We start from the raw sequence: 13,863 nt of genomic DNA on the forward strand, positions 1-13,863 counted from the left end.
AAATGATAAGAAGATCGCTTTTTGTTAAAAATAAAATCGCTATAGGTTTAGCAGTCGCTAGCCTTGGTTTATCAACAGCTAATGTACAAGCTGCAACATTTGAAGCCGGAGGGTTTGATATTACCTTCGATTCAACCTTTTCATATGGGCAAAGTGTCCGTGTAGAAGACCGAGACTTTAGCTTAATTGGTAAAAGTAATAACCCGGCATTTAACTGGGCAGGTTACAATCCTGCGTTAAGTAATACCGTTTATTCATCTCAAGATGTGTGGGCTCAACCAGGCTCTTACTCAAATAATGGTGACGCGGGTAATTTGAATTTCGATAGTGGTGATTCATTTTCTAAATTATTAAAAGGTACACACGACCTTTCAATAAATAAAGACAACTACGGTTTGTTTACACGTTTTATGTATTTTTATGATTTTGCCTTAATGGATGGCAATCATGCATATGCTAATCCTACATCAGGTCAAGGTGTTGACCCATGTGACGATAAAGATACTAAAGCACAAAGCTGCGCCGACATTCGTTTATTAGATGCGTTTGTTTGGGCTGATTTTGATTTAAATGACGGTAACAACCCATTATCAGTGCGTTTAGGTCAGCAAGTTGTTAACTGGGGTGAAAGTACGCTTATATCTCATGGTATTAATGTAAACCCTGTAGATATAGATCGTTTAAAAGCACCTGGTGCTGAGCTTAAAGAGGCATTCATTCCGGTGGGCATGTTATGGGCTTCATTGGGTATAACAGACAATATTACGCTTGAAGGTTTTTATCAGTATCAATGGCAAGAAACGCGTTTGCCTGCAGCAGGTACGTACTTTTCTACTAATGACTTTGCGGCAGAAAATGGTTATCAGCAAAATGTTCAGTTAGGTTTTACATCTAACCCTGATATTGATGTTGCATTTTTAACTGATAGTCTAAACAACCTAACATCTGACTTTGCTTTAGCGGCAGCTGCACAGGGGATTGATCCATCTAGTGCTGAAGGCAGTGCTTTACTTGCTCAAATGTACCTTGCTTACCCCACTAAAGTTGCACTTAAAGGTAAAGGCGGTAACGGTAAAACAGAACCTGAAGATGGCGGCCAATACGGTTTACGTTTAGGTGTATTTTTGCCTGAATTTAATGATACTGAAATTGCACTGTATCATGTGAATTATCATAGTCGTCGTCCGCTTATATCTGGTCGTGTATCAAACTTTACTCAAGCAGCTATTGCACAAGATTTAGCAATGATTATGACAACAGAAATTACGTCTGATAATGTTGCTGATTTAACCGCTTTCTCTAAAGCGGAAAACGATTACCCTGAAGATATCAAATTATACGGTTTAAGTTTTAATACCACGATAGGCGAAACAGCCTTTGCCGGTGAATTTGCTTTTCGTCAAGATGAACCACTGCAAATTGATGACGTAGAATTACTCTACACAGCAATGCCTGAACAGTTAGCTGTTGCGGGTATTCGTCTTGATTTTGCGGGTATTTCGCAAATGAGTTTTGGTGATGCTATAAGCTCAGTTGGCCCAGGTGAAGTTGCCCAAGGTTATATTGAACGTGATACATCACAGATTCAGTTCACTGCGACCCATTTATTTGGCCCTTCGTTAGGTGCTGATAGCTGGGCTGTTGTTGGTGAAGTGGGCGCTGTAAAAATTCACAATATGCCTGAATACGATGAAATGCGCTTAAATGTATCTGGCACTGGCCGAAGTGGAACAATTACGGGTCCAGGTACTACCGATTATTCAACGCTACAGCTTGGTTTATCAAATGGTGCTGAAGAAAAGTCTTTTGCAACCGCTTCTTCTTGGGGTTACCGCTTAATTGCTAAAGGTGATTATTTTAATCTCTACAATGGTATTAACTTTTCACCACGTTTTGTTTTTTCTCATGACGTAAATGGTAATACACCAGATCCTATGTTCTTGTTTATTGAAGACCGTAAATCTTTAGGTGCTACCATGAACTTTAATTACCAAAATGCATGGTCACTTGATGTGAGCTATAACTCATTTTGGGGCGGCGGTGGTGTTAATACATTCTCAGACCGCGATTACGTTTCTTTCAATTTAAAATATTCTATTTAGGGGTAATATTACTATGATTAAAAAACCTACCCTCATTGCTACTGCTTTTTGTAGCTTGTTTGCAAGCAGCGCGGCATTAGCCAAATTAAGTGCTGATGAAGTTGCTCACTTAGGCCAAGATTTAACGCCAATGGGTGCAGAAAAATCAGCCAATGCTGATGGTTCTATTCCTGCATGGAATAACGGGATTACATCTGCGCCAGCAGGTTATGAACCTGGTATGCATCATCTTGACCCGTTTTCAACAGATAAAGTGCTTTTCACTATTGATAAAAGTAATATTGAAAAATACAAAGCAAATTTAAGCCCCGGGCAAATTGCTTTATTTGAAGCGTATCCAGACACGTTCAAAATGCCAGTATACGAAACACGTCGTTCTGCTTCGTATCCTCAATTTGTTTATGATGCAACGAAAAAGTTTGCAGCAACGGCAGAGCTAGTTGAAGGTGGTAACGGGATTAAAAATACTGCAATTGGTATCCCTTTCCCTATCCCTAAAACTGGTTTAGAGGCAATTTGGAATCACTTATTGCGCTATCGTGGCCAATCTATTGAGCGTTTTGGTGGACAAGCTGCACCAACCGCATCAGGTTCTTACAATTATGTTGGCTTTGATGAGCAATTATTAGTTAAATATTCAGACCCAAGCGCAACACCAGCAGAGCTACAAGACTCAAACATTTTGTTTAAGTTTAAACAAAAAGTAACAGAGCCTGCTCGTTTAGCGGGTACAGCGTTATTAGTTCATGAAACGATGGACCAAATATTAACACCACGCCAAGCTTGGACGTATAACTCAGGTCAACGACGTGTTCGTCGCGCACCTAACGTGGCATATGATGCACCAGGTACTGCAGCGGATAGCTTACGTACTACCGATGACTTTGATATGTTTAATGGCTCGCCTAATCGTTACAATTGGACGTTAAAAGGTAAGCAAGAATTATATGTGCCGTATAATAGCTATAAGCTACATAGTGACAAACTTGAATATGATGACATTTTAAAACCAGGTCATATTAATCCAGAACATACGCGTTACGAAAAGCACCGTGTATGGGTTGTTGAAGCTAACTTGAAAGATGATACACGCCATATTTATAAAAAACGTGTATTTTACATTGATGAAGATAGCTGGCAGGTACAGGTCACTGATATTTATGATAACCGCGACCAACTTTATCGTGTAGCAATGGCTTATGGCCTTAACTATTACGAAGTACCTACACAGTGGAGTACGCTTGAGGTTTACCATGATTTGAACTCTCGTCGTTATTTAGCAATTGGTTTAGATAACCAAGAAAAAATGTACGATTTTTCACAGTCGTTTAACGATAACGAATTTACTTCAAGCGCTTTACGTCGCGCAGGTAGATAGTATTAAACTAGGCACTTAACAATATGTTAAGTGCCTTTTCCTTTCTCATCGCGTTTGTCTTACAGCGCGCAACGCACTCCCTAGTAAAAAGACAAACAACTCTCTCGTACAAGGCGATTAAAATTTATGAAGTATTTGGTATATGCCAGCCTGATAATAAGCGGTGCGAGTGTTGCACAAGAAGCCCCTAACTATGCAATCAGTGCAACAAATGCAGCTAAAACCTTACTCACTGATATAACTAACACGGGTAATGGCTTAATTGCTGTTGGTAAGCACGGTACTGTTATTAAAAGTACATCGGGTGATTCATGGCAACAAGCTGAGCTAGTTCCAACTCAAGTGCTCTTAACTGCCGTTGATTTTAGTAACGAAAATAGTGGATGGGCGTGTGGCCACGATGCAACAATCATAAATACTACTGACGGTGGCGTTAATTGGCAGCTACAACAAGCATTACCTGAATTAGACAAACCATGTTTAGATATTTTATTTGAAGATGACTTAAAAGGTTTTGCAGTTGGCGCATATGGCATGTTTTATCAAACTACAGACGGTGGCCAACATTGGCAAAAACGCTTTTTAGATTCGCTACTTTTTAGTGATGATCGTGATTACTTAAACGATTTAAAAGAAAATGATCCTGAAGGTTATGAGGCTGAAACAGCTTCAATTTTACCGCATTTTAATCGTATAGAAAAAACGACTGACGGATTAATAATCGTTGGTGAAATGGGGTTAATGGCCAGAAGTTCTGACAATGGTGTTACTTGGGAACGTTTAGAAGAAATTTACCCCGGTTCCTTTTTTGTGTTTAATTCAGATGAACAACAAGAAGTTGTTGCAGGTCTACGCGGTAACGTATTTACGAAACAACGAGGGGAGCAAGAGTGGCAGCATTTAGAAAATGTAAAAGCTGCAACCGTTAACAGCATCATTAATTATAACAATGAACAATGGTTAATGCTGGCCAACAGTGGAGTTATTTTTCATTTACAAGATGGGTTACTTACTCACGAGCAACTCGCTGATGGTAAAGCAATACTTGATGGTGTGATTATAAATAATAACCTAATCATGGCTACAGAAGATGGCATTAAAGTGAAGGAGTTGACCCCTTAATGCATAAGATTTTAGATTTAATAGAAAAAGCGATTTTTAGACATCGCTTAATCATGCTTATAAGCTTTGCACTCATAACGTGCTTACTTGTATTTAAAGCAACGCAAATTCAACTTGATGCATCGTTTAATAAAAATATCCCGTTAAACCACGATTATATGAAAGTGTATACCAAGCATGAAAAGCAGTTTGGTGGTGCAAACAGTATTCTTATTTCAGTCTGTGATGACAGTGGTAATATATTTAATCCAGAATTTTTTACTCAGCTAAAAGCGGTTCATGATCAGCTTTATTTTATACCTGGAGTAAACCGTCCATTAGTAAATTCTATATTCTCCCCCAGCGCTCGTTTTGTTGAAGTAGTCGAGGATGGCTTTGCAGGTGGTCCAATTATTCCTGCAAACTTTAAAGCAGATACGCGTGGTTTAGGTGTAGTAAAGGAAAACATTGAAAAAGCAAAAGTTGTAGGGCGTATGATTGCCAGCGATTATTCGTGCGCGATGGTAACTGCTCAACTTTTAGAAACAGATCCTCAAACACAACAAAAATTAGACACATTAGCTTTTGCACAAAAGCTAGAAAGTGATTTAAGAGAACCTTTAAGTACAGACAAAGTAAGTATTCATATTATTGGCTTTGCAAAAATGGCCGGGGATATAGCTGAAGGCGCAAAAGGGGTGGTTGTTTTTTTTGCGATTGCTATCGCCTTTACTTTTATTATGGTTTGGCTGTTTTGTGGTAGTTTAAAGTTAACGATCTTACCTATTGCGTGTTCCATCATTGCTGTTATTTGGCAGCTAGGTTTACTTTCGAGTTTAGGCTTTGGCCTTGATCCTATGTCTATTTTGGTGCCATTTTTAGTCTTCGCTATTGGCGTAAGTCATGGTGTGCAGATGATCAATGCAATAGGCAAAAAAGTAGGCGAGGGGAAAAGTACTAGGATTTGCTGTCAATCAAGTTTTAGAACGTTACTTATCCCAGGTGGTATTGCACTTTTATCAGACACTGTTGGCTTTTTAACATTATTGACCATTGATATTGGTATTATTCGTGAGCTGGCAATAACAGCCAGTTTAGGTGTTGCGGTTATTATATTTACTAATTTAATTTTATTGCCTGTTTGGGCTTCTTACATGAAATTTGAAGGCAGTGTGCATATTCAATCAGGTGATGCGGATAAACCAAATCTGCTTGATGCGATTCGTGACATACTCGTTAAAGCAACCGATCCTAAAATTGCTAAAATGATTATAGGCTTTACTTTGGTGTTATTTGCTTTGGGCTATTGGCAAGCAGATAAAATGCGCATAGGTGATTTACATGCCGGAGCACCTTCCCTTCATCAAGACGCTCGCTATAATCAAGATACTTTCTTAATATCAGATAAATATACAATTTCATCTGACATTTTAAAGGTCATTGTTGAGGCCTATCCTGCAGCGTGTACTGAACATGATGTTATGGAGCGTATTAGTCGCTTTCAATATAAAGTTGAAAATGTAGCCGGCGTGCAATCAGTTGTTAGTTTGAGTTCAGTTGCGCAGTCAGTTAATGCAGGCTATAACGAAGGTAACCTTAAGTGGCAAAGTCTTCCACGAAATTCTGCTAGTTTAGTGCAATCCACTTCAAGAGTAGAAACGAGTACGGGTTTACTCAATGGTGATTGTTCTGTTATGCCTGTTATTATCTTTTTAGATGATCACAAAGCACAAACGATTGACCGCGTAATTGAAAACGTTAAACAGTTTTCAATAGAAGAGGGCACTGATAAATTAGCCTTTAAATTAGCGTCTGGGCCTGTTGGCGTAATGGCTGCAACAAATGAGTCAGTATCTGAAGCACAAATACCAATGATGATATACGTTTATGGTGCAGTAATTATTTTATGTTTATTAAGTTTCAGAAGCGTAAAAGCAACGATTGCTGTGGTATTACCACTTTATATTGTATCAACACTTGCTCAAGCACTTATGGTTCAACTAGAAATAGGCTTAACGGTTTCTACATTGCCGGTGATTGCTTTAGGAGTCGGTATTGGTGTTGATTATGGCATCTATATCCTGTCATCAATGATGGGGCAGCTTAAACAAAACGTGCCACTGAGTGTTGCTTATCGCAATGCATTGGTTGAACGTGGTAGTGCCGTGTTATTTACGGGTATTACGCTTGCAATTGGTGTTAGCACATGGATTTTCTCTGATTTGAAATTTCAAGTAGACATGGGAATACTGCTTACCTTTATGTTTTTAGTAAATATGTTAGGTGCAGTACTGTTATTACCTGCGATTGGAAGTTTACTCTGGACTGACCAGAAGAAATAAAGTGAATAATTTTGCTCCTTAATGGCCAGTAATGGCCATTTATATCTATAATTTGTGAATAGATGACCAAATAGCTGAAAAGCTTAAAATGTTTTCATCGAAAAGGCTGTTTATTAGCTGTAAAAGGGTTAGAATTTAACTGACTCCACGCTAATAAATGGCTGTACAAATATTCTGCCACTAGGCAGTAATAGATTAAGGAACATACAATGACACGAAATGAAGGCCAAGCCTCGGTTATCCTAGATAATGTTTGTAAGCTGATCCAAAAAAAAGTTCACGCTGATAATGTGTTACTCGTTGAAAAATTCGCCAAAGCCTTGTACAGCAACATGTCTAAAGAGGATTTGGCTAATCGTAACGATAGTGACTTATATGGCGCTGCACTAAGCCTTTGGAATTCGCTAGAAAAGAATACAACTGATAATGCTGTTATCCGCGTTTTCAATCCCGAAGTGGCTAAAGATGGCTGGCAGTCATCGCATACAATTGTTGAAATTATTGCTAAAGATATGCCTTTTTTAGTAGATTCAGTGCGTATGGCCATGACTCGTGAAAATATCGCCTCTCACTTATTACTTCATAGCCCACTTAAAATTCAACGTGACAAAAACACGAAAATATCGGGTTTATCTAATTTAAAAGCAGAGCAAGAATCGACGTTGACTAAAACGGTTTTCTTTATTGAAATTGATTGTCAAACAGATTCTTCTGTAATTGAGTCTTTCAAAAAAGAATTAGAATCAGTACTCGTTGATGTATCTGTTGCAGTTGAAGATTGGCAGCCTATTCGTAAAAAATTAATTGCGGTCACCAAAGAGCTACCTAAGCGTCGCCACAATAAAAATGAAAACGAAGTTGCCGAAACGGTAGAGTTTTTAGATTGGTTAGTTAAAGATAATTTCACACTAATGGGCTATCGCGAATATGAATTAAGCCCTGTGCAAGGTGATTACCAATTAAAAGGTAAAATGGACACTAGCCTTGGCTTGATGAAAAATTCAACTGAAGAACACACACGATTATTATCAGAATTACCAGAAGTAGCACGCCAAGAAGCGCGTAGCAGTAATTTATTAATTTTAACAAAAACCAATTCACTTTCTCGTGTACATCGCCCCGCTTATATTGACTATGTTGGTATAAAACGTTTTGACGATGAAGGGAATGTAATTGGCGAAGACCGTTTTATTGGGTTGTTTTCTTCAAGCTTTTATAATAATAGCGCTGCGGATGTCCCTGTATTAAAGAGTAAGATTAACCGCATCATGGAGATATGTGACTTTGCTAAAGGCACGCATGCTTACAAAGCGGTTTTAAATATTTTAGAAACCTATCCCCGCGATGAGCTAGTTCAAGCGCGTGAAAACGAACTACTTGAAGTTGCCATGGGGGTTTTACAAGTACAAGAGCGTGACATGTGTCGCTTATTCGTTCGTAAAGATGCTTACGGCCGATTTTTCTCATGTATGGTTTATGTTCCTCGAGAACGTTACAACACAGCCCTTCGTCGTGAAACGCAAGATATTTTAGGCAACGCATTTAATTCTGACAACAAAGTCGAATTTACTACTTACTTTTCTGAGTCAACACTGGCGCGTACCCATTACACTGTTCGTGTGACCGATAACAATATTGAATATAACGTGAAAGACATCGAAAATAATTTAATAGAAGCTGCGCGTACTTGGGAAGACAAGTTGCAGTCTGCGCTTTTAGAATCAGCTGGTGAAGCACGCGGTAACGATTTAAACCGTAAATACTGTAATGCGTTTGCACGTTCATATAAGGATGAAGTGCTTCCCAGTGCCGCAGTTGTAGATATTGAAAAACTAGAATTATTGACCGACGAAAATAAACTAGAAATGTTGTTTTATCGTCCACAAGAAGAAGCTAATAGCAATATTGTACGATTAAGCTTATTCCATAAAGATGAGCCAATTCATTTATCTGATGTTATGCCAATGCTTGAAAACTTTGGTCTACGTGTTGTTGGCGAAACGCCATATTCAGTTAAAACCAGTGATGGTCGTATTAATTGGATCATGGATTTTTCTATGCTAATAGACAGCAAAGGAATGGCTGACTTTGATAAAATTTCAGCACGTTTTCGCGCTGCATTAACAAATGTTTGGGGCAACCGTCTAGAAAACGATGGTTTTAACCGTTTAGTTTTAATGGGTGGCCTAGCAGGTCGTGAAGCTTCTATTTTACGTGCTTATGCTAAATATATGCGTCAAATTGGTGTTACGTTCTCGCAAACGTATATTGAAAGTACTTTTGCTAATTACCCAAATATTGCTGCGCAAATAGTTAATTTGTTCGCTAAAAAGTTCTCAATTAAAGCCCCGGCTAGTGCTAAAACACTTGAGAAATTAATAGCACAAATTTACCTAGAACTTGAAAATGTTGCCAACCTTGATGATGACCGAATTATACGTTTATACGTTGATATGATTGTTGCAACGCTTCGTACTAATTATTATCAAAAAGATGCACAAGGTCAGTTTAAATCTTATGTCTCATTTAAGATTCAACCTAGTCTAATTCCTGATGTACCATTGCCACTTCCTGCATTTGAGATTTTTGTTTACTCCCCACGTGTTGAAGGCGTGCATTTACGTTATGGTAAGGTGGCTCGTGGTGGACTTCGTTGGTCTGATCGTCGTGAAGATTTCCGTACAGAAGTCCTTGGTCTGGTAAAAGCGCAACAAGTTAAAAATACAGTAATTGTACCTGTTGGCTCTAAAGGTGGTTTTGTATGTAAACAGCTACCGACTGAACGCGAAGCGTTTATAAAAGAAGGCCAAGAATGTTATAAAATATTTATTCGCGGCTTATTAGATATTACAGATAACATTGAACGTGGTGAAATAGTGCCAGCTCGAGATGTTGTTCGTCATGACGAAGATGATGCTTACTTAGTAGTTGCGGCTGATAAAGGGACAGCCACCTTCTCAGACATTGCAAATGGTATTGCGAATGAATATAACTTCTGGCTAGGTGATGCGTTTGCTTCAGGTGGTTCAGTTGGTTATGACCACAAGAAAATGGGTATCACTGCTAAAGGTGCATGGGAATCAGTTAAGCGTCATTTCCGTGAAATGGATATCGATTGTCAAACTACCGACTTTACAGTGGTCGCCATAGGCGATATGGCAGGGGATGTGTTTGGTAATGGTATGTTGTTGTCTAAACATATTCGTTTACAAGTTGCATTTAATCATATGCATATTTTTATTGATCCTAACCCAGATGCAGCGACATCTTACCCAGAGCGCGAACGTCTATTTAATATGCCGCGCTCATCTTGGGAAGATTATAACAAAGACCTTATTTCTGCAGGTGGAGGTATTTTTTCTCGCGCGGCTAAATCAATAACATTAAGCCCTGAAATGAAAAAAATGCTTGGCACTAAAAAAGCAAGTATGACACCAAACGAATTAATGAAAGCATCATTAATGATGAACTTCGATTTACTGTGGAATGGCGGTATCGGAACGTACATTAAAAACTCTAAAGAAACTGATGCAGATGTTGGGGATCGTGCAAACGATGCACTTCGCATTAATGGTAATGAGTTGGGTGCAAAAATTATAGGTGAGGGCGGTAACTTAGGCGCAACTCAACTTGGCCGTATAGAGTTCGCAGCAAAAGGCGGGCGTGTCAACACTGACTTTATCGATAACGTAGGGGGTGTTGCGTGTTCTGATAACGAAGTTAACATTAAAATTTTACTTAATGGCTTAGTTGCGGAAGGTGATTTAACCCGTAAACAACGTGATGAGCTACTTTATTCAATGACTGATGAAGTCTCTGAATTAGTGCTTAAAGATTGTTATCGTCAAACGCATACGATTTCAATTACGCAATCGAAGGGCACGTCTACTCTTAAAGAAAAAATACGTTTTATTCATGCGCTTGAAAAAGACGGCAAGCTAAACCGTGCTATCGAGTTCATTCCTAGTGATGAAGAATTGGCAGAACGTGCAGCCGCAGGTAAAGACTTAACTCGCCCTGAGCTTTCAGTGCTCGTGTCTTACGCTAAAATGGTATTAAAAGAGTCTTTAGTAAGTGATGAAATTACTGAAAACCCATATTACCGCCAGCTGCTCGTCAAATCGTTTCCACGGCCATTACGTGAGAAGTTTAACGATGCGATGAACAATCATCCACTACGTAAAGAAATTATTGCAACTAAACTTGCTAACAATATCGTTAATGATATGGGTTTAAACTTCATGGTACGTATGCATGAAGAAACTGGCGCAAGCGAAGCTGAAATTGCAATGTGTTATTCAATTGCCAGTGAAATTTTTGAAATGCGCGATACATGGTCTTCTATAAGCGCACTAGATAATAAAATTCCAGCAGCTGTTCAAACTGAGATGCTTTACCAACTTCGTCGTACTGTGCGTCGAACTACACGTTGGTTCTTACGTCATCGTAATAAGGCGCAAACGATTGAGCAAGGAATTGAGTACTTTGCACCAACATTCAAAGATTTAAGTGAATACTTATATTGTTGAAAAAGAAAATGATCGCATAGTACAAGAAGCTAATAAGCTAATTGAAAGTGGTGTACCGGAAGATATCGCTAAACGAATTTTGGCATTATCAAGTTTGTTCTCGGTAATGGACTTAGCGGAAATTGCGAATAGTTCGGGCCGAGGTATCTCAATGGTATCTAATACGTACTTTAAACTTGGTGCGCGAATGGGTCTGCATTGGTTCTTAGATCAAATTACCCATCAACCGGTTGCAAACCATTGGCAAGCGCTTGCTCGTTCTTCTTACCGTGAAGAGCTAGATTGGCAACAACGTACGTTAGCTGAAGTAGTATTAAATAGCTTTGAAGCTGATGAAAAAGATGTTGATAGTCAAATAGATGAATGGATGGATAACCAAGAGTTATTATTACTTCGTTGGAAACAGATGTTGGCTGAATTTAAAACTTCACAAAGTCATGATTTTGCTAAGTTCTCTGTAGCACTTCGTGAATTAATGTTATTGAGCCATAATTGTAATACTTCAGGAAAATAATTTAGCCTTTCATTTGTTTTTATTCCACAAAAAATAAATGAATTGATTATTTTGTTATACAATACCTCAGCCTTGTCTGAGGTATTTTTTTGTCTGTATTTTAATAGAGGATTATATTCATGTTTTACGATTTAGCTCGCCGTTTTATGTTTACCCGTGATGCGGAGTGGGCGCATGAGTTTGCTCTAAGTAACCTACGTCGTTTCGCTAACACACCGTTAAGTGCCGCTTGGTCGCAAAGTATTGCAGACAAACCAGTTAATTTTTTAGGCCTTGAATTCAAAAACCCAGTTGGGCTTGCTGCAGGGCTTGATAAAAATGCTGAATGTATAGATGCATTTAGCCAAATGGGCTTTGGTTTTATCGAAGTCGGTACGGTTACACCGCGCCCTCAAGTGGGTAATGATAAACCTCGTATTTTTAGGTTGCCAGAGTCAAATGCAATTATTAATCGCATGGGGTTTAATAATAAAGGCGTTGATAACTTAATCGCTAACGTAAAAGCGGCAAAGTACAGTGGGATACTCGGTATCAATATTGGTAAGAATAAAGATACACCTAATGAGCAAGGTAAAGATGACTACATTCATTGTATGCGTAAAGTATTTGAGCATGCCTCATACATTACGGTAAATATTTCATCACCAAATACCCCTGGACTTCGTGATTTACAATATGGTGCAGCGCTTGATGATTTACTGCAAAGCCTTAAAAGCGAGCAACTTGATCTAGCAGCTAAACACAATAAGCAAGTTCCGATGCTGGTAAAAATTGCGCCGGATCTGGATCAAATACAAATAGAGCAAGTAAGTGAGTCACTTTTAAATAATAAAATCGATGGTGTAATTGCCACGAACACCACGCTTGAGCGAGCTGCAGTTATGGGCCAGCAATATGCAGAAGAAGCCGGCGGTTTATCAGGTCATCCTGTTAGAATGCGCTCTACAGAGGTAGTGAGTGAATTGAAACGCTTAACACAAGGTAAGTTGCCAATCATCGGAGTAGGCGGTATTGACGATGCTACATCTGCAAAAGAAAAGTTAGATGCAGGCGCAAATTTAGTTCAAGTTTATACTGGGTTCATCTACAAAGGTCCACAATTGGTAAAGACGATCGTTAACGGCTTATAAGGATCAGTTATCTAAGCTTTTGATCGTTCGATAAATGTTCTAAGCAAGCATTTTAAAAGTGGTCAAAAGCGGTTATACTGTGAGCAATAATTATTCAACATACCCAAGGAGGAGTAAATGTTACAAGCATCAAAGCAATGGCAGTGGATTACTTGTCCTAATAAAAATCGTTTGTTACTTGATTTAAATGACGACATGCAATTATGTACGCCCTATAAGTTAAGACAACTCACCGATTCTGTTTTTAAAAATCCACGTTTTAGTTTAGAAGATGCTGCATTTTATGAACAAGTTTATAACTATTTAGATGGGTTTGGATTGTGGTCTGCTGCTCAAATTTGTCAAATATCGCTAAATGCAACCGCTGTTAAATATCACTTAAAACCCGTTTTATCAAAAAGCTGGTTTTTTGAAGAGTACACTGGAACAGAGCCTAGTGTAGAGGCAATAGTAAAATTAACATCTAAAGCACAATCGGGTGATTTCTTAATTGTAGAGCACTGCTCTGATTCATCTATTTGCTTAAATTTAAGCGAAACCTTTAAATTAGACGAAAATTTATCTTTAGCACAATTTGAAGTAATCCGTATTTTGAATAATCGAGTCCACCCCATTCTAAATCAGCAATACCAAAGTCAAACCGCCTAGGGTCTGCTGATCTTTGCGGATTGAAATTTGTTCAAACTAGCGGCTATTTAATCGCAGCGCGAGATTTGTAACCTAGTGGGCTCGGTAGCTGCTCCTGCGTTACTATACTGGCTTACATC

6 protein-coding genes and 1 pseudogene are annotated in these 13,863 nt (G+C 38.6%); all 7 read left to right on the top strand.

What is annotated here, in order from left to right; translation table 11 throughout:
- Window positions 1-2: 2 nt before the first annotated feature.
- Window positions 3-2,102 (top strand): DUF1302 domain-containing protein, encoded by a 2,100-nt coding sequence (locus AC0VZ4_RS09105; RefSeq protein ID WP_475441519.1) that lies wholly within the window; start codon window positions 3-5, stop codon window positions 2,100-2,102.
- A gap of 13 nt (window positions 2,103-2,115) precedes the next feature.
- Complete coding sequence (locus AC0VZ4_RS09110) at window positions 2,116-3,480, top strand: DUF1329 domain-containing protein (protein WP_007375728.1); 1,365 nt, start codon at window positions 2,116-2,118, stop codon at window positions 3,478-3,480.
- A 126-nt stretch (window positions 3,481-3,606) separates the two neighbouring features.
- Window positions 3,607-4,602: a WD40/YVTN/BNR-like repeat-containing protein gene (locus AC0VZ4_RS09115; protein WP_475441520.1), complete on the top strand. Its 996-nt coding sequence runs from the start codon at window positions 3,607-3,609 to the stop codon at window positions 4,600-4,602.
- Window positions 4,602-6,923: an efflux RND transporter permease subunit gene (locus AC0VZ4_RS09120; protein WP_475441521.1), complete on the top strand. Its 2,322-nt coding sequence runs from the start codon at window positions 4,602-4,604 to the stop codon at window positions 6,921-6,923. Before AC0VZ4_RS09115 ends, AC0VZ4_RS09120 begins: the two co-directional genes overlap by 1 nt.
- A gap of 209 nt (window positions 6,924-7,132) precedes the next feature.
- A pseudogene (locus tag AC0VZ4_RS09125) lies at window positions 7,133-11,966 on the top strand (NAD-glutamate dehydrogenase).
- A 119-nt stretch (window positions 11,967-12,085) separates the two neighbouring features.
- Window positions 12,086-13,096, top strand: coding sequence for a quinone-dependent dihydroorotate dehydrogenase (gene pyrD / locus AC0VZ4_RS09130; RefSeq protein WP_475441522.1), 1,011 nt, complete (start codon window positions 12,086-12,088; stop codon window positions 13,094-13,096).
- 117 nt (window positions 13,097-13,213) lie between these two features.
- Window positions 13,214-13,744 carry a cell division protein ZapC domain-containing protein gene (locus tag AC0VZ4_RS09135; RefSeq protein WP_475441523.1) on the top strand — a complete coding sequence of 177 codons (531 nt, stop codon included), beginning with the start codon at window positions 13,214-13,216 and terminating at the stop codon, window positions 13,742-13,744.
- Window positions 13,745-13,863 lie beyond the last annotated feature (119 nt).

Source organism: Pseudoalteromonas sp. QJM3NY_22 (assembly GCF_056173065.1).

Coding starts and splice junctions, on each gene's coding strand:
- AC0VZ4_RS09105 (WP_475441519.1), top strand. CDS start 3: ATGATAAGAAGATCGCTTTTTGTTAAAAATAAAATCGCTATAGGTTTA.
- AC0VZ4_RS09110 (WP_007375728.1), top strand. CDS start 2,116: ATGATTAAAAAACCTACCCTCATTGCTACTGCTTTTTGTAGCTTGTTT.
- AC0VZ4_RS09115 (WP_475441520.1), top strand. CDS start 3,607: ATGAAGTATTTGGTATATGCCAGCCTGATAATAAGCGGTGCGAGTGTT.
- AC0VZ4_RS09120 (WP_475441521.1), top strand. CDS start 4,602: ATGCATAAGATTTTAGATTTAATAGAAAAAGCGATTTTTAGACATCGC.
- pyrD (WP_475441522.1), top strand. CDS start 12,086: ATGTTTTACGATTTAGCTCGCCGTTTTATGTTTACCCGTGATGCGGAG.
- AC0VZ4_RS09135 (WP_475441523.1), top strand. CDS start 13,214: ATGTTACAAGCATCAAAGCAATGGCAGTGGATTACTTGTCCTAATAAA.